We start from the raw sequence: 15,088 nt of genomic DNA, 5'->3' as shown, positions 1-15,088 counted from the left end.
GCTCGCTCCCACAAGGGGAATCTCATTCAGGCTGAGGGATGTTGAAGCCCCGAGATTGCGGCTCCAGCCGAATCATCCGCTTCATCTTCCATTCGAACGCCAGGGTCAAACTCACCGCTGCACACGCCAACCCCAACGCCAATCCCCACCAGACCCCCGTCGGCCCCCAGTTCAAGTGGAACGCCATCCACCAGGCCGCCGGCGCGCCGATCAGCCAATAGCAGCCGAGCCCGACCAGAAACGTGGTCTTCGCATCCTTGAGCCCACGTATGCAGCCCATGGCAATCGTCTGCGTACCGTCGAACAACTCAAACCACGCCGCCACCGCCAGCAGGCTCACCGCGAGGCGAATCACCTCGGCAAACGCTGGATCGTTGTGATCGAGGAACAACCCGACCAACTCATTTGGCAGCAGCCAGAACACCATGGCGAAACCCAGCATGACCACGGCGCCAAAGACGATCCCGACCCGGCCGGACATCCGTGCATCGCTCAATTGACCGGCGCCGTAATGCTGGCCGACGCGCATGGTGATTGCGTACGACATCCCCGCCGGCACCATGAATGCCACCGAAACAATCTGCAGGGCGATCTGGTGTGCGCCCAACTGCGTGCTGCCCATGGTGCCCATGCACAGCGCCGCGAAGGCGAACAAGCCCACTTCCACAGCGTAGGTGCCGCCAATCGGCAGACCGAGGCGCCACAGTTCTTTCAGGTATTGCCGGTTCGGTCGCGACAGGCCCGCACGTAAAGGGTAAGCGTCATACGCCGGATGCCGACGGATGTGCCAGGCCAATGCCAACGCCATGCAGTTGGCGACAATCGCCGTGACCAGGCCGATCCCGGTCAGACCCATTTTCGGCAGGCCGAACATGCCGGTGATCAGCGCGTAATTGAGCAGGAAGTTGGCCACCGTGCCGGCCAGGCTGATAATCATCACCGGCGTCGCCCGGCCAATCGCGCTGGTAAAACCGCGCAGGGCCATGAAGCTCAAGTAGCCGGGCAGGGCGAAGGGCAGGGCGATGAGGAATTGCCCGGCGGCGTTGACGTTGGTTTCGGTCTGGCCGAACAACAGCAACACCGGTTTCAGATTCCACAGCAACAACCCGGCGCCCAACGCCATCAGCCACGCCAGCCACAGCCCGGCCTGAGTCAGCCGTGCGGCGCCAATGATGTCGCCGGCGCCTTTGCGAATCGCCACCAGCGTGCCGACTGCCGCAATCACGCCGATGCAGAAAATCGATACGAACGAGTAAGTCGCTGCACCGAGACCGCCGCCCGCGAGCGCTTCGGGACTCAGGCGGGCCATCATTAAAGTGTCAGTCAGCACCATCAACATGTGCGCCAACTGTGAAGCAATCAACGGCCCTGCCAGCCGCAGAATGGCCCAGAGTTCGGTACGCACAGGATGCTGCATGGTCATCACCACTCGATTTTCAGAGGGAACAGAAGACCGTCGATTCTCGGCGCTTGGCAGGTTTTGCACAAAGGGATAAAAAGGATGGGTGGCATGATTAAAACTCATCTTGAGCAGTTTTCGTCAGACTGGCTGCATCCCGCTATAGGAGCTTTCTGCATGTCTCGTCGTCTTCCTCCCTTGTATGCCCTGCGCGCATTTGAAGCAGCGGCACGGCACAGTTCGTTCACCCGTGCGGCGGAAGAGTTGTCGATCACCCAGAGCGCAGTCAGTCGGCATATTCGAACCCTGGAAGATCATTTCGCTTGCCGGCTATTCCATCGCAGTGGTCGCAACCTGCAACTGACCGAGGCCGCTCGCCTGCTGTTGCCCGGCATCCGCGAAGGCTTCACGGCGCTGGAGCGGGCCTGCAATACCTTGCGCGCCGAAGACGACATTCTGCGCATGAAGGCGCCGTCGACCCTGACCATGCGCTGGCTGCTGGCACGGCTCAGTCGCTTCCGCCACTTGCAGCCGGGCAACGAAGTGCAACTGACCAGCGCCTGGATGGATGTGGATTCGGTGGACTTCAACGATGAGCCGTTTGATTGCGCGGTGTTGCTGAGTGACGGGCATTTTCCACCGGACTGGGAGGCGAGCCTGTTATTTCCCGAAGAACTGATTCCGGTGGGTGCGCCAAACCTGCTGAATGATCAGCCATGGGATTTGGCCCGGCTGGCGTCCACCGAATTGCTCCATCCAACCCCGGATCGTCGTGACTGGCGCAGTTGGCTGGAGCACATGGGGCTGTCCGATCAGGTGTCGCTCAAGGGCGGACAGGTGTTCGATACCCTCGAGTTAGGGATGATCGCCGCGGCGCGCGGTTATGGTGTGTCGATGGGCGACCTGTTGATGGTCGCCGAAGATGTGGCGCAGGGACGACTGAGCCTGCCGTGGCCGACGGCCGTCGCCAGCGGACTGAATTATTACCTGGTGTGGCCAAAGACCCGTCCGGGAGGTGAACGTTTGCGCCGCCTCAGCGACTTCCTGCAAGGCGAAGTCCGCGCCATGGAACTGCCGGCGGTTGCGCGCTTGAGCTGAAACGTTCGAGCCGCCACAATGGCGGCCTTGTGCCATAACCCTGCTGCTCGCTCAAGTATTCGGCTTTACCGCCGAATACGTGCATGTGGAACCGTCGTGCCGGTATCCACGATTCACCCCCACTATTAAAAATTATCCGAGCTGCGATCAAGGAGGATCGGAAAGTTCGGCCAGGAGCTGTCATGTCTCAACCTCGCGCTCGGATCGCCTCACAGTTAGGTCTCGCCCTCGCCGTGATACTGGCGATAGTCATCAGTGGCAGTACGGTGTTCGCCCTGCGTTCGCTGGATTCCGCAAACCTCGCTACCCGTGAAGAGCATCTGGCCAGTGAGGCGCGGCTGCTGGCCGACCAACTGAGCACCTTTCACGGCACGCTGCGTGAAAGCACCCAGCGGCTCAGCGGGTTGTTCGAAAAGCGCTTCAGCGCGGGTCTGAGCATTCACCCGAGTGAACCGGTGACGGTGGCCGGCACCCAGACCCCGGGCCTGCACCTGGGCAGCGAAGTGTTGAACAACAACTTCAAGGAAGTCGACGAGTTCAAGCAGATGACCGCCGGCGTCGCCACGCTGTTCGTGCGCAGCGGCGAAGACTTCGTACGGGTCAGCACCTCGCTGACCAAGCAGGACGGCACTCGCGCCATTGGCACCTTGCTTGACCACGCGCACCCGGCGTACGCGAAGTTGATGGCGGGGCAGAGCTATGTCGGCCGCGCGTTGCTGTTCGATCGTTCCTACATGACCCAATACACCCCGGTGCGCGATGGCAGCGGCAAGGTGATTGCGGTGCTGTTCGTCGGCTTCGATTACACCGATGCTCAAAACGCCCAGTTCGACAACCTCAAGCGCTTCCGCATTGGCCAGACCGGCTCGCTGGCGCTGCTCGATGAGCAGAGCAAATGGCTGGTTGCACCGGCAGGTGTGCAGGCGTTGGATCAAGCGATTCCAGTGATCAAGGATCTGGCGAAATCGCCGGGCAAAGGTCAGTTCTGGGGCGACAAGTCCGAAGATTTCTACAGCGTCGCGGTGCCGTTTGATGGTGGCCCGTGGTCGGTGGTAGCAAGCATGCCGAAAGCCGAAATCCGCGCAGTGACGTGGAGCGTCGGTACGCAACTGGCGATCGGCAGTCTGTTGGCGATGCTGCTGGCGGTCGGTTCCGTGGTCTGGTTGCTGCGTAGCAAACTGGCGCCACTGAGCGATCTCGTCCGTCAGGCGGAAGCCTTGGGCGCCGGTGATCTGAGCGTGCGCCTGAACGTGTCGAGCAACGACGAAATCGGTCAGCTGTCCCGCGCGTTCAACCAGATGAGCCAAGCGCTGTCGACCATGGTCGAGCACATTCGTCGCTCCTCGGAAGAGGTCAACAGCCGTGCCCAGGCCCTGTCCGGTTTGTCCGGCGGTGCCTATGAAGGCATGGAGCAACAGTCCGGCGAAATCACCAGTATGGCCGGCGCAGTGGAAGAGTTCAGCGCGACCTCGCTGAACATTGCCGACAACATGGGCGCGACCCAGCGTCTGGCGCAGGAAAACGCCCAGCAAACCCAGATTGGCCGCAGCTCGATGGAAGAAGCGTCGTCCTCGCTGGAGCAAATCGCTGGCGCCCTGAACAGCACCGCCAGCGTGATCAACACCCTCGGTCAGCGTTCGCAGGAAATCGGCGGCATCGTCGGTGTGATCACCTCGATCGCCGAGCAGACCAACCTGTTGGCACTCAACGCTGCGATTGAAGCGGCCCGTGCCGGCGAACAAGGTCGCGGCTTTGCCGTGGTAGCCGATGAAGTGCGCAGCCTGGCCTCGCGTACCCGCCAGGCGACTGATGAAATTTCCAGCATGATACACAGCATCCAGCAGGAAACCGGCAACGCCATCAGCACCATGGAGCAGGGCAATGTGCTGATGCAGGAAGGCTTGTCGCGTAACGCCAACGTCGCTTCGGCGCTGGCGCGCATTGATGAGCAGAGCCGGTCGGCTGGGCAGCAGTTTGCCGCGATTACCACGGCGACTCAGGAGCAGAGCAGCACTGCGACGTTGTTGAGCAGTAATTTGCAGAGCATCGCACTGGCCAACAGTGAGCAGCGTGAGGTTGTGTCGAACCTGGCTGTTACCGCCAAGGAGCTTGAGAAGCTGGCGGCGGATTTGCGTTCCGAGGTTGATCGCTTTCGTTGATGCGCCTTTGAAATAGCTTTCGCGAGCAGGCTCGCTCCCACAGTGTTCGGTGTGATTCACAGATTTTGTGAAGACCCGGATCCCCTGTGGGAGCGAGCCTGCTCGCGATTGCATCACTGAAGATCTCCGGCAGAACAGGCGATCTGTCGATCTAATACACTTGCTGAAACGTTTCCGCAGCGCTATAAAAATGGCACAACTCCAATAAAGGCTGCTGCCATGACCCCGCTCAAACTCGCCGTCGCCCTCGGCGCCTTCACTGCTGCTTCCCACGCCATGGCCTGGGATTACGTCCTTCTCGATACCAACAAGCCCGCAGAAAACTGGAGCATCACCAGTGAGCAGATCGGTGTGAAAACCGACAAACCCTTCTCCGTAAGCCTGCGTACCTTGCACGGTGGGCGGCAGGAAGGCGTCAGCATTGTTGATATCGATAACGGCACGATGAAACTCTCGGTGGTGCCAACCCGAGGCATGAATGTCTTGCAAGCTTCTGTTGGCAATGTACGCATGGGTTGGGATTCGCCGGTCAAGGACGTGGTCAACCCAGCCTTCATTGAACTTAACGGACGCGGTGGGCTGGGCTGGCTGGAAGGTTTCAACGAGCTGGTGACCCGCTGCGGTTACGAGTGGGTCGGCCATCCCGGTATGGACAATGGTGAATTGCTGACCTTGCACGGACGCGCCGCCAACATCCCGGCCAGTACGGTCACGCTGCACATCGACGAAAAGCCGCCCTACGCCATCAGCTTGCGCGGCGAGCTGAAAGAGCAAGCGTTCAAGAAAGTCGACTTCTCGGTCGTCACTGAGCTGGTCACCGAGCCCGGCAGCGTGCGCTTCGCACTCAACGATACGCTGACCAACAACGGCGATTATCCGAAGGAATACCAGGCGCTGTATCACAGCAACTTCAGTACGCCGTTCCTCGAGCAAGGCGCACGATTTGCCGCTCCGGTGAAGCAGGTGTCGCCGTTCAACGACAAGGCCAAGGGTGATTTGCCAGACTGGCAAACCTACCGCGCACCGACCAAGGACTACGACGAAACCGTCTACAACGTCGTGCCCTATGCCGATGCCAAAGGCGAAACCCTGACCGTTTTGCATAACAAGGCGGGCAGCCTCGGTGTTTCTGTTGGCTTCAATACCCAGCAGTTGCCGGTGTTCTCCCTGTGGAAAAATACCGACACTCAAGGCCAGGGCTACGTCACCGGGCTGGAGCCGGGCACCAGTTTTTCCTACAACCGCCGCTATCAGCGTCCGCTGAATCTGGTGCCGACCATCGCACCCAAGGAACACAAACAGTTCCAGATCAGCTACAGCCTGCTTGCGGACAAGGGGGCTGTGGATAACGCGTTGAAGCGCGTGACCGAGATTCAGGCCGGGCGCGACACCGAAGTGCGGCAGACGCCGTTGGTGGATCTGACCGAGCATTAAGGTGTCGCCGGCCGGTATTGCAGTGCCTCGGCCAGGTGCTCGCGTTTGATTGCATCGACTTGCTCAAGGTCTGCCAGAGTGCGGGCGACCTTGAGCAGGCGATGGGCCGAGCGCAGCGAAAGCGTCAGGCGTTCACAGGCTGACTCCAACCAATTCTCATCGGTTGTGGATAACTTGCAGTGTTTTTTCAGTCCTGGCAGATCGAGAAACGCGTTGGCGCAGCCTTGACGCTTTTGCTGTCGTTCGCGAGCCTCGGCTACCAGTGCTGCGGCGCTGGCGCTGTCCTCGCCGGGTTTAATTGCCGGATTCAACGCCGTCGCCTCCCGCGCCACCGTCAGGTGCAGATCAATCCGATCCAGCAACGGCCCCGATAGCTTGTTGCGATAGCGCTGCACCATGTCCGGTGTGCACGAGCACTTGCCGCTGGGCTCGCCAAGATATCCACAAGGGCAGGGATTCATCGCCGCCACCAACTGGAAGCGTGCCGGAAAACGTACGCGATCCTTGGCCCGGGCTATCACGATGAATCCCGACTCCAAAGGCTCCCGTAAAACCTCCAGAACCTTGCGATCAAATTCCGGCAACTCATCGAGAAACAGCACACCATGGTGGGCGAGGGTGATTTCGCCAGGTTGCGGTTTTGAGCTGCCGCCGACCAGTGCCGGCCCGGATGCCGAGTGGTGCGGTTGACGGAAGGGACGCTGCGGCCAATGGGTCAGCGGTGCGCCACTGGCGACGGACTGAATCGCCGCCACCTCCAGTGCTTCACTCTCGGCCAGCGGCGGCAACAGCCCCGGCAGGCGACTCGCCAACAATGTCTTACCCGTCCCAGGCGGCCCGCTGAACAGCAAGTTATGGGCGCCCGCAGCAGCAATCAGCAACGCCCGTTTCGCCGCCAGTTGGCCCTGCACTTCATTCAAGTCCGGATAGGGCTTGCTGGCATGCATCAATCCGTCGGAGACATAGGGCTCAACCGGCGTATGCCCATTGAAATGCGCCACCGCCTCCAGCAAATGATCCACCGCAAACACCTTCAACCCCGAAGCCAGGCACGCCTCCTCGGCATTCGCCCGCGGCACCACCAACGCACGACCCGCCTTGCGCGCGGCCAACGCTGCCGGCAACACCCCGCGCACCGCCCTTACTGCGCCGGACAACGCCAACTCACCCAGACATTCCACATCGTCCAGCGTCAGACACGGCACCTGCACACTCGCCGACAGAATCCCCAAGGCAATCGCCAGATCAAACCGCCCGCCATCCTTGGGCAAATCCGCCGGCGCCAGATTCAAGGTGATCCGCCGCGCCGGAAACTGCAGCCCGGAATTGATGATCGCGCTGCGCACCCGATCCTTGCTCTCCTTCACCGCCGCCTCGGGCAGGCCGACCATGGTCAGCGACGGCAGACCGTTGGCCAGATGGACTTCGACGGTGACAGCGGGGGCTTCCACGCCTATCTGGGCGCGACTGTGGACGATGGAGAGGGACATGGTCGTTCCTTGAGCTGAATCGGGGAGCCGCTTCCTGCGGGTTTTTTAAGGGTAGTTGAGCCCGGTTTCAGTGCTGAAATAGAGGTTTACAAGACGTATCAAGACCCGATGGGCTGTCACTGCTTGCCTGAATTGGAGCGTTGACTCTCGCCCGGCATTGACGGATCATCCCGTTCGAGGACTGCAACTGCGCATTCGTCGGGACTGGGCACCAGCAAAAGCTCCCCCGCATTTTTGGCAGCAGAGAAAGCTGGTTTCTCTGAAGTAGTGACGACGGGCTAGCCTGTCGGATTCTGAACCCAAGGCCGTAAAGCCCGGAGCTAAAGAATCGCTGCGACTACTCCTCAAAAAATACTTAAAAGGCGTCCATCGGACGCCTTTTTTTTATTTCTGATTTGATGGTACTCGTGGTATCTGTCCCACTAACGTGCCATGTGCGCGTTTTTGCGGGTACCAAGTCACCACGAAGTAACCAAATCCTGTGGCGCGCTCGTGTCGCGGTTCAAGAATCAGTGTTCCCATAGATGTCCTCAGTACCGCGATCCTGTTTCCACATCGCTGTTCTTTGAACTCACAATAGATTTGTGCTCCCGGGACGATCATTTTCGCAACAATCGCTGCTACCCCATCGGCTGTCTGGCAACCATGCTTGAGCAAATCGGCACTATGGGCTTCCCAAATGTGCACTACGCCAAAACCACTATTCGCTCGACGGTGGATACCTACCCGCAGATAAATCTTCCCGCCTGGCAAGCCGAATTTTGGCATATCGGGGATCGTGCCAAAGATGTAACCACCATCTGGGTGCTGAACCAGCGTGTTTTCTTTGAGCTTGAGCAAATCAGGCAAGAGGGATCCAGAACCAGAGTGTCTGGCGATCAATGTGTATCGCCTGGAACTCGACGAATAGGATCGACCAGCGCAGGCGAAAGCCACCAGCCTAATCACAGCGAAGAACTCGCGGAATCAGGCGCAGACGCTGATTCTCGTAGGGTTATGCCCTAATAGTTGTAGGACGCCGGCGAAACGGTTTTGATGGTCTTGTTTTTCCTTAATCGGATGCTCCAGTTTGGCCACTCAACGCAGCCTCTGGAGGCCAGCAATGGACCGCAATGGTATGCGCCCGATTCATCCGGGCGAGGTTCTGAATAAGGAATTCATGGAGCCGTTGGGCATGACTGTCATGGATCTGGCCATGCCCACGAACTGGCCCGAAAGTGAGATCGAAAAGCTTGTGAAATGCCAGCTCAGGATCTGCGCCGATCTGGCAATCAGCCTTGCCATTCAGCTCAACACTACGCCTGAGTTCTGGATGAATCTCCAATCGACTTACGATTTGCGCAGGGCCCAGCTCCGGCATGCGGGTTTATAGCGATTGCAGCATCCGCGAAGCTCTTTTCCACCATGGCCCCGTCATCGGGCGTTTGGTCTGTTCCCGTTCCACCAACATCAACGGCACATCCTGCAGCCGTATCCACGGCTGGTTATTCCAGTGCAACAAACTCAACGTCATGTCCGGCCAACTGAGCAGGCTCAGGTGTGGGCGTTCGCTTGTGGTGGGATGTTGGGCGTCGCGCAGGGTGGGGATGACCTGGTGGGTGAGCCATTCGCGCAGGGCTCGGTATTCGGGGCAGTAGTGGTAGACGAGAAGGGCGTAGATGCCGGATTCGCTGATCAGCAGGGTGTTTTCGATCTGGTTGTGGATCAGGGTTTTGCGGGTTTGGTATTGGTCGGGGTCGAGTTTTCGCAGCATGCGTTCGTTGAGGTAGATGTGCAGCAGGCGACTCAGGTCTCGGGCGCAGAACCAGGGTTGGTTCTGGATGAGGAGGGCGTGGAGGGGGAGTTTGTGGCGGGTGAAGATGTGCGGGCTTAGATAAGTCTCTTCTTGATTCATTGAGCAGTTCCTCTTGCTTAAGGGGCTGCACTCAATCGTCGCCAAACGATTGGGTGGCAGTTGTACGCGGGTTGGCGAACCGGAGCAAAAGGAACCCGGCAGACCCGAAGGTCTCCCACGCACAACCGCCATGAAACGATGTGACGGTAAATGTAGCCGCCATCATGGTTGTCGTGCGCCTTAAGCTGTTCGGGTCGCCAAACCCGGTGCTGAACTTTCAGCATCGGGTGAGGTTAGAAACCTGGGCTTTTCGGCGCAATCGGACGGCGGTCATTCAGGTTGTAGGACGTTGCCGAGAAGATTGAAGGGCTGGAGATCAAAAGATCGCAGCCTTCGGCAGCTCCTACAGGGGGCGCGGATTATTCAGCGGGCGGCGTCAGCTTCGCTTCCATCTCGGCAACTTTGGCCTCAAGACTCTCAAGTCGAGCACGAGTGCGCGCCAACACAACCATCTGGCTATCAAACTCTTCACGGCTCACCAAATCGAGTTTGCTGAAGGCACTCTGCAGCAGCATCTTGAACTGGCTTTCGATTTCGGCTTTCGGCAGCGGGGTGTCGCCGTTGAACAGGCGGGAGGCGGTGCCGCTCAGGGCGTCGAGGAAGTCTTTGGGCGCGAGCATGGTGAATGTCCTGGAAACAATGGCCGGCAGTGTATCACGCAGTGTCTATAGTCAATCTCGTGGTCAGGGATGCACGCTTTTCGCGCAGGCGGATGGACGGCGACGCACCGTTGTTGTGCGTATCCGGATGGCGTTTTGGGTGCAATGGCTTGCAGCAGCGGCCAAGGGATTGAAATCAGGGGATTTTGGCGAGATGGCAAGGTTTCTGCTTAGTCACCTTTGACCCATGCACTGATGCAGTCGCTGTGACGAATGCAGTGCGGCAGACGGAGCGGGGAGTTTCGTCAGCAGCGGTTAGCTGGCGTCAGTCGGGCAGGTAAGGCCGACGATGCGTTACAAAGCCAGGCACTGCGCTTAGACTTGAGTCGGGTTTGTTTTCCTGGGGCAAGTCCACCAATTCGGGAGAGAGTTTTCATGAAGCTAGTCACTGCCATCATCAAGCCGTTCAAGTTGGACGACGTGCGCGAGTCGCTGTCCGAAATCGGCGTGCAGGGCATTACCGTTACTGAAGTCAAAGGCTTCGGCCGGCAGAAGGGTCACACCGAGCTGTATCGCGGCGCGGAATATGTGGTCGATTTTCTGCCCAAGGTGAAAATCGACGTGGCCATCGACGACAAGGATCTGGATCGGGTTATCGAGGCGATAACCAAGGCGGCCAACACTGGCAAGATCGGTGACGGCAAGATCTTCGTGGTCAATCTGGAACAGGCGATTCGCATCCGTACCGGCGAAACCGATACCGACGCGATTTAACCGCCGCCACAAACCCCAACGCCCCAGGAGAAAACAATATGACTCTGCGTAAATTCGCAGGGCTAGGAGCCCTGTTGTCCATCGTAATGCCAAGCCTTGCAATGGCGGCAGACGAAGTGGCGGCCCCAGTCCTCAATTCCGGCGACACTGCCTGGATGCTGACCTCGACGGCACTCGTGCTGTTCATGACCATCCCGGGTCTGGCGCTGTTCTACGGCGGCATGGTTCGCTCGAAAAACATTCTTTCCGTGATGATGCAGTGCTTCGCCATTACCGGTCTGATCAGCATCCTGTGGGTCATTTATGGCTACAGCATTGCGTTCGACACCACCGGCATGGAGCAGGGCGTCGTCAACTTCAACTCGTTCTTCGGCGGCATGGGCAAGGCGTTCCTCGCCGGTGTCACGCCTTCGAGCCTGACCGGCCCAGCGGCTTTGTTCCCTGAGGCGGTGTTCATCACCTTCCAGATGACCTTCGCGATCATCACCCCGGCGCTGATCGTCGGTGCGTTCGCCGAGCGGATGAAGTTCTCCGCGATGCTGATCTTCATGGGCATCTGGTTCACCCTGGTTTATGCACCGATCGCGCACATGGTCTGGTCCGGCAACGGCGGCCTGATGTGGGACTGGGGCGTGCTCGACTTCGCGGGCGGCACCGTGGTGCACATCAACGCCGGTGTCGCCGGTCTGATTGCCTGCCTGGTATTGGGCAAGCGCAAAGGCTTCCCGACCACCCCGATGGCCCCGCACAACCTCGGTTACACCCTGATGGGTGCGGCGATGCTGTGGGTCGGCTGGTTCGGTTTCAACGCTGGCTCCGCTGCAGCGGCCAACGGCACCGCCGGCATGGCGATGCTGGTCACTCAGATCGCTACCGCTGCTGCGGCACTGGGCTGGATGTTTGCCGAGTGGGTCACCCACGGCAAGCCAAGCGCGCTGGGCATCGCTTCGGGTGTGGTTGCCGGTCTGGTAGCGATCACTCCGGCAGCCGGCACCGTGGGCCCGATGGGCGCACTGGTGATTGGTCTGGCGGCGGGCGTGGTGTGCTTCTTCTGCGCCACCACCCTGAAACGCAAACTCGGTTATGACGATTCCCTGGACGCGTTCGGCGTGCACGGTATCGGCGGTATCCTCGGCGCGATCCTCACCGGTGTCTTCGCTGCGCCGGCGCTGGGTGGCTTCGGCACCGTGACCGATATCGGTGCGCAAGTGTGGATTCAGGTCAAAGGCGTGGGCTTCACGGTGATCTACACCGCGATCGTCACCTTCATCATCCTCAAGGTACTCGACGCTGTGATGGGTCTGCGTGTGACCGAAGAAGAAGAGTCGGTCGGCCTCGATCTGGCACAACACAACGAACGCGGCTACAACCTGTAAGTACGCGCATTAAAAAATTTGCCCGGTTCGCCGGGCATTTTTTTGTCTGGAATTTGTCATTCAGAGAGTAGCTGAAAGGATTTTTCGTACTGCTTTGGTCGTGTTTACGACGGGTGTTTTTCTGCGGCCAATGGCTTACATGATTGCAGGAATATTAGGGCCTTTGTTTTTTCCCAGAGCGCGCTAGAATGCGCCCCGAACGTGCGGAGAACTGTATGTGGCAACAGACTCTGATAACCCTGCGGGCACGGCCCCGGGGCTTTCATCTGGTAACGGACGAGTTACTCGCGGGGCTGCCTGAACTCAGGGAGTGCCGGGTCGGTCTGTTGCATTTGTGGCTGCAGCATACCTCGGCGTCGTTGACCATCAACGAGAACGCCGATCCGGCGGTACGTCGCGACTTCGAACGATTTTTCAATCGTCTGATCCCACAAGGAACAGACGGCTATGAGCATAACGACGAAGGCCTGGACGACCTCCCGGCGCACTTCAAGGCCAGCGTGCTTGGCTGCCAGATCAGTCTGCCGGTTTCGGCAGGTCGCCTGGCACTGGGGACCTGGCAAGGCGTTTATCTGGGCGAGCACCGTGATCATGGCGGTGCCCGAAAAGTCCTCGCCACCTTGCACGGTGAAGGGGCATAAACCGTTGGTCACCAATGGTTACTGATTTTTTAACGGCGACTTTCGACAGTTGCCAAAGCTGGTCTATAACTAATCTGCTTTTCGCAAGTCATGAGGTAGAACATGAGCGACGATGATCTGGAAAACGACGACCTCGAAGTAGGCGACGAAGACGAGGCCGAGGAAGGTCTGGAAGCAGCAGCGGAAGACGTTGCTGACGACGATGGTGGCGACGATACGCCGGCCCCGGCTGCCAAAGGCAAAGCCAAGGCTGCGGTGTCGGTAGACGAGTTGCCGAGCATTGAAGCCAAGAACAAGGAACGCGACGCCCTGGCCAAGGCCATGGAAGAGTTCCTGTCGCGTGGCGGCAAGGTTCAGGAAGTGGAGGCCAACGTGGTCGCCGATCCGCCGAAGAAGCCGGACAACAAGTACGGCAGCCGCCCTATCTGAGACGTGCCGCTTGCTTGCTGAAAAAGCCCGCCGTCGCTGCGGGCTTTTTTATGCCTGGAATAAAGCAACTGAAGTAAATGCAATTCCCTTGTGGGAGCGAGCCTGCTCGCGAAAGCGGTGGGTCAGTCAACATCAGTATTGAATGACAGAATGCCTTCGCGAGCAGGCTCGCTCCCACAGGGGTAGTAGATCAGTTCGAGGTGGCATTCCAGCGTGCAAGAACGGCTGGCAAATCGCTCAGGCTACGGATTTCAGCATCCGGCAAACGATCCGCTTCCCAGACCTTGCCCGCCGGGTTAAACCAGATCGCCCGCAACCCGGCTTGCTGCGCCCCGGCAATGTCATCCCCCGGATGATCACCTATGTGCACGGCGGTTTCCGCAGTAGCGCCACCGCGCTGCAACGCTTCATGAAACAACCGGGCATCCGGTTTGGCGATGCCGATATCTTCGGCGCACAACGCGAACTTGAAGTAATCCGCCAACCCCAACCGCCGCACATCGGCGTTGCCATTGGTGACTACGCCAAGCGCATAGTGATTGGCGAGAATCTCCAGCACGGGTTCGACTTCAGGGAACACTTCGATCTGATGCCGCGCATGCAGAAACACTTCAAAGCCCTTGTCTGCCAGGTCGGTTGCTTCTCCATGGGCGTACCCAGCGTCTTCCATCGCATGAAACAACACCCGCCGACGTAGCGCGCTGATGCGATGTTTCAACCCCGGCTCACTGGTCAACACCCGCTCACGAATCGCCCACAAATGTTCGACCGGCACGGCGCCCAGATTCGGCGCATGTTCGCTCAGCCATTCGCGCAATACCGCTTCGGCGCTGACGATCACCGGGGCGGTGTCCCACAGGGTGTCGTCGAGGTCGAAGGTGATCAACTGGATGCTCATGAATCATCGCCTTTCATGCGTTTGGCCCGTGGGTGGGCGCTGTCGTAGACCGCCGCCAGGTGCTGGAAGTCCAGGTGGGTGTAGATCTGCGTGGTCTTGATGTCGGAGTGGCCGAGCAACTCCTGCACGGCGCGCAGGTCCTGCGAGGATTCGAGCAGGTGGCTGGCGAACGAGTGGCGCAGCATGTGCGGGTGCAGGTTTTGCCCCAGCTCGCGTTCGCCGGCCAGTTTGACCCGCACCTGAATTGCGCGCGGGCCGAGGCGCCGGCCTTGCTGGCTGACGAACACGGCATCGTCCGCCGGGTTGGTCATGGCCCGCAACGGCAGCCATTGTTCGATCGCTTCACGGGCCTTTTTGCCCACCGGCAACAGACGGGTTTTGCTGCCCTTGCCGAGCACCTGAACCATGCCGTCGGCCAGATCCAGCTGATCAAGATTAAGCCCGGTCAGCTCTGACAAGCGCAGGCCGGAGGAGTAGAACAATTCAAGAATCGCCTGATCCCGACGTGCGAGAAAATCGTCCTCGACCGCACCTTCAAGCAGTTGCAGTGCACGGTCGGTATCGAGGGTTTTCGGCAGTCGGCGCTCGCCTTTCGGCGGTGCCAGACCCGTGGCCGGATCATGGTCGCAAAGACCTTCGCGATTCAGATAGTGATAGAGCCCGCGTACTGCCGAGAGCAATCGAGCGAGGCTGCGCGAGGACTGACCTTGCGCGTGCAAACGGGCGATCAGGCTGCGCAGGCGCTGAATATCCAGTGCCGCCCAGCTGCCGATGTTCTGTTTGACGCACCAGCCAAGGACTTTGTCGAGGTCGCGGCGGTAGGCCGACAGCGTGTGCGGCGACACCTGTCGCTCACTGCGCAGATGTTCGCAGTAAGCGTCCAGTTGCCGTTCCATG

Annotated in this window: 15 protein-coding genes; 8 read left to right on the top strand and 7 right to left on the bottom strand. The window is 59.4% G+C overall.

Features of this window, described 5'->3' with window-relative positions; genetic code table 11:
- Window positions 1-22 precede the first annotated feature (22 nt).
- Entirely contained in the window at window positions 23-1,417 is a 1,395-nt protein-coding gene (locus CCX46_RS29590) for a NorM family multidrug efflux MATE transporter (protein WP_127930465.1), read from the bottom strand.
- 159 nt (window positions 1,418-1,576) lie between these two features.
- Here CCX46_RS29590 and CCX46_RS29585 point away from each other — a divergent pair, with 159 nt between their 5' ends.
- The 3 genes from CCX46_RS29585 to CCX46_RS29570 all read left to right on the top strand — a co-directional run bounded on the left by CCX46_RS29585 (window position 1,577) and on the right by CCX46_RS29570 (window position 6,090).
- Window positions 1,577-2,497 (top strand): LysR substrate-binding domain-containing protein, encoded by a 921-nt coding sequence (locus tag CCX46_RS29585; protein ID WP_034152038.1) that lies wholly within the window; start codon window positions 1,577-1,579, stop codon window positions 2,495-2,497.
- A gap of 182 nt (window positions 2,498-2,679) precedes the next feature.
- The gene (locus tag CCX46_RS29575) at window positions 2,680-4,656 is read left to right on the top strand and encodes a methyl-accepting chemotaxis protein (protein ID WP_127930216.1); all 1,977 of its coding nucleotides are present in this window, start codon (window positions 2,680-2,682) and stop codon (window positions 4,654-4,656) included.
- Window positions 4,657-4,875: 219 nt separating this feature from the next.
- Complete coding sequence (locus CCX46_RS29570) at window positions 4,876-6,090, top strand: aldose 1-epimerase family protein (protein WP_127930215.1); 1,215 nt, start codon at window positions 4,876-4,878, stop codon at window positions 6,088-6,090.
- On the opposite strand, the gene CCX46_RS29565 is transcribed toward CCX46_RS29570, so the two are convergent.
- Both CCX46_RS29565 and CCX46_RS29560 read right to left on the bottom strand, forming a co-directional pair.
- Window positions 6,087-7,580 (bottom strand): YifB family Mg chelatase-like AAA ATPase, encoded by a 1,494-nt coding sequence (locus tag CCX46_RS29565; protein ID WP_127930214.1) that lies wholly within the window; start codon window positions 7,578-7,580, stop codon window positions 6,087-6,089. The two genes, CCX46_RS29570 and CCX46_RS29565, sit on opposite strands and share 4 nt — an antisense overlap.
- Before the next feature lie 384 nt (window positions 7,581-7,964).
- Window positions 7,965-8,429 (bottom strand): hypothetical protein, encoded by a 465-nt coding sequence (locus CCX46_RS29560; RefSeq protein WP_127930213.1) that lies wholly within the window; start codon window positions 8,427-8,429, stop codon window positions 7,965-7,967.
- Between the two features lie 253 nt (window positions 8,430-8,682).
- Here CCX46_RS29560 and CCX46_RS29555 point away from each other — a divergent pair, with 253 nt between their 5' ends.
- Entirely contained in the window at window positions 8,683-8,952 is a 270-nt protein-coding gene (locus CCX46_RS29555; protein ID WP_127930212.1) for a HigA family addiction module antitoxin, read from the top strand.
- Here CCX46_RS29555 and CCX46_RS29550 read toward each other — a convergent pair.
- Complete coding sequence (locus CCX46_RS29550) at window positions 8,947-9,474, bottom strand: BRO-N domain-containing protein (protein ID WP_127930211.1); 528 nt, start codon at window positions 9,472-9,474, stop codon at window positions 8,947-8,949. The genes CCX46_RS29555 and CCX46_RS29550 overlap by 6 nt on opposite strands.
- 359 nt (window positions 9,475-9,833) lie before the next feature.
- Window positions 9,834-10,094 (bottom strand): accessory factor UbiK family protein, encoded by a 261-nt coding sequence (locus CCX46_RS29545; protein ID WP_008086041.1) that lies wholly within the window; start codon window positions 10,092-10,094, stop codon window positions 9,834-9,836.
- Between the two features lie 414 nt (window positions 10,095-10,508).
- On the opposite strand from CCX46_RS29545, the gene glnK reads away from it, so the two are divergent.
- The 4 genes from glnK to sutA all read left to right on the top strand — a co-directional run bounded on the left by glnK (window position 10,509) and on the right by sutA (window position 13,293).
- Window positions 10,509-10,847, top strand: coding sequence for a P-II family nitrogen regulator (gene glnK / locus CCX46_RS29540; protein ID WP_002555808.1), 339 nt, complete (start codon window positions 10,509-10,511; stop codon window positions 10,845-10,847).
- A gap of 38 nt (window positions 10,848-10,885) precedes the next feature.
- A complete protein-coding gene (locus CCX46_RS29535; protein WP_007920417.1) occupies window positions 10,886-12,223 on the top strand; it encodes an ammonium transporter in 1,338 nt (445 codons plus the stop codon).
- A gap of 215 nt (window positions 12,224-12,438) precedes the next feature.
- Window positions 12,439-12,864 carry a secondary thiamine-phosphate synthase enzyme YjbQ gene (locus tag CCX46_RS29530; protein ID WP_007920418.1) on the top strand — a complete coding sequence of 142 codons (426 nt, stop codon included), beginning with the start codon at window positions 12,439-12,441 and terminating at the stop codon, window positions 12,862-12,864.
- A 102-nt stretch (window positions 12,865-12,966) separates the two neighbouring features.
- A complete protein-coding gene (gene sutA, locus CCX46_RS29525) occupies window positions 12,967-13,293 on the top strand; it encodes a transcriptional regulator SutA (protein WP_007920420.1) in 327 nt (108 codons plus the stop codon).
- Window positions 13,294-13,483: 190 nt separating this feature from the next.
- On the opposite strand, the gene CCX46_RS29520 is transcribed toward sutA, so the two are convergent.
- Both CCX46_RS29520 and xerC read right to left on the bottom strand, forming a co-directional pair.
- Window positions 13,484-14,191, bottom strand: coding sequence for an HAD family hydrolase (locus tag CCX46_RS29520; protein WP_127930210.1), 708 nt, complete (start codon window positions 14,189-14,191; stop codon window positions 13,484-13,486).
- The gene (gene xerC, locus CCX46_RS29515) at window positions 14,188-15,087 is read right to left on the bottom strand and encodes a tyrosine recombinase XerC (protein WP_034152032.1); all 900 of its coding nucleotides are present in this window, start codon (window positions 15,085-15,087) and stop codon (window positions 14,188-14,190) included. The genes CCX46_RS29520 and xerC overlap by 4 nt, the downstream gene beginning before the upstream one ends.
- Window position 15,088: the final 1 nt, after the last annotated feature.

It is taken from the genome of Pseudomonas sp. RU47 (genome assembly GCF_004011755.1).
Lineage (GTDB): Bacteria > Pseudomonadota > Gammaproteobacteria > Pseudomonadales > Pseudomonadaceae > Aquipseudomonas.
Note: the sequence above shows the minus strand (reverse complement) of the source record. Positions and strands in the feature narration are given on the sequence as shown.

What these genes read in the sequence shown, in the direction of transcription:
- CCX46_RS29590 (WP_127930465.1), bottom strand. Translation starts at nt 1,417, where the DNA reads ATGCAGCATCCTGTGCGTACCGAACTCTGGGCCATTCTGCGGCTGGCA.
- CCX46_RS29585 (WP_034152038.1), top strand. Translation starts at nt 1,577, where the DNA reads ATGTCTCGTCGTCTTCCTCCCTTGTATGCCCTGCGCGCATTTGAAGCA.
- CCX46_RS29575 (WP_127930216.1), top strand. Translation starts at nt 2,680, where the DNA reads ATGTCTCAACCTCGCGCTCGGATCGCCTCACAGTTAGGTCTCGCCCTC.
- CCX46_RS29570 (WP_127930215.1), top strand. Translation starts at nt 4,876, where the DNA reads ATGACCCCGCTCAAACTCGCCGTCGCCCTCGGCGCCTTCACTGCTGCT.
- CCX46_RS29565 (WP_127930214.1), bottom strand. Translation starts at nt 7,580, where the DNA reads ATGTCCCTCTCCATCGTCCACAGTCGCGCCCAGATAGGCGTGGAAGCC.
- CCX46_RS29555 (WP_127930212.1), top strand. Translation starts at nt 8,683, where the DNA reads ATGGACCGCAATGGTATGCGCCCGATTCATCCGGGCGAGGTTCTGAAT.
- CCX46_RS29550 (WP_127930211.1), bottom strand. Translation starts at nt 9,474, where the DNA reads ATGAATCAAGAAGAGACTTATCTAAGCCCGCACATCTTCACCCGCCAC.
- CCX46_RS29545 (WP_008086041.1), bottom strand. Translation starts at nt 10,094, where the DNA reads ATGCTCGCGCCCAAAGACTTCCTCGACGCCCTGAGCGGCACCGCCTCC.
- glnK (WP_002555808.1), top strand. Translation starts at nt 10,509, where the DNA reads ATGAAGCTAGTCACTGCCATCATCAAGCCGTTCAAGTTGGACGACGTG.
- CCX46_RS29535 (WP_007920417.1), top strand. Translation starts at nt 10,886, where the DNA reads ATGACTCTGCGTAAATTCGCAGGGCTAGGAGCCCTGTTGTCCATCGTA.
- CCX46_RS29530 (WP_007920418.1), top strand. Translation starts at nt 12,439, where the DNA reads ATGTGGCAACAGACTCTGATAACCCTGCGGGCACGGCCCCGGGGCTTT.
- sutA (WP_007920420.1), top strand. Translation starts at nt 12,967, where the DNA reads ATGAGCGACGATGATCTGGAAAACGACGACCTCGAAGTAGGCGACGAA.
- CCX46_RS29520 (WP_127930210.1), bottom strand. Translation starts at nt 14,191, where the DNA reads ATGAGCATCCAGTTGATCACCTTCGACCTCGACGACACCCTGTGGGAC.
- xerC (WP_034152032.1), bottom strand. Translation starts at nt 15,087, where the DNA reads ATGGAACGGCAACTGGACGCTTACTGCGAACATCTGCGCAGTGAGCGA.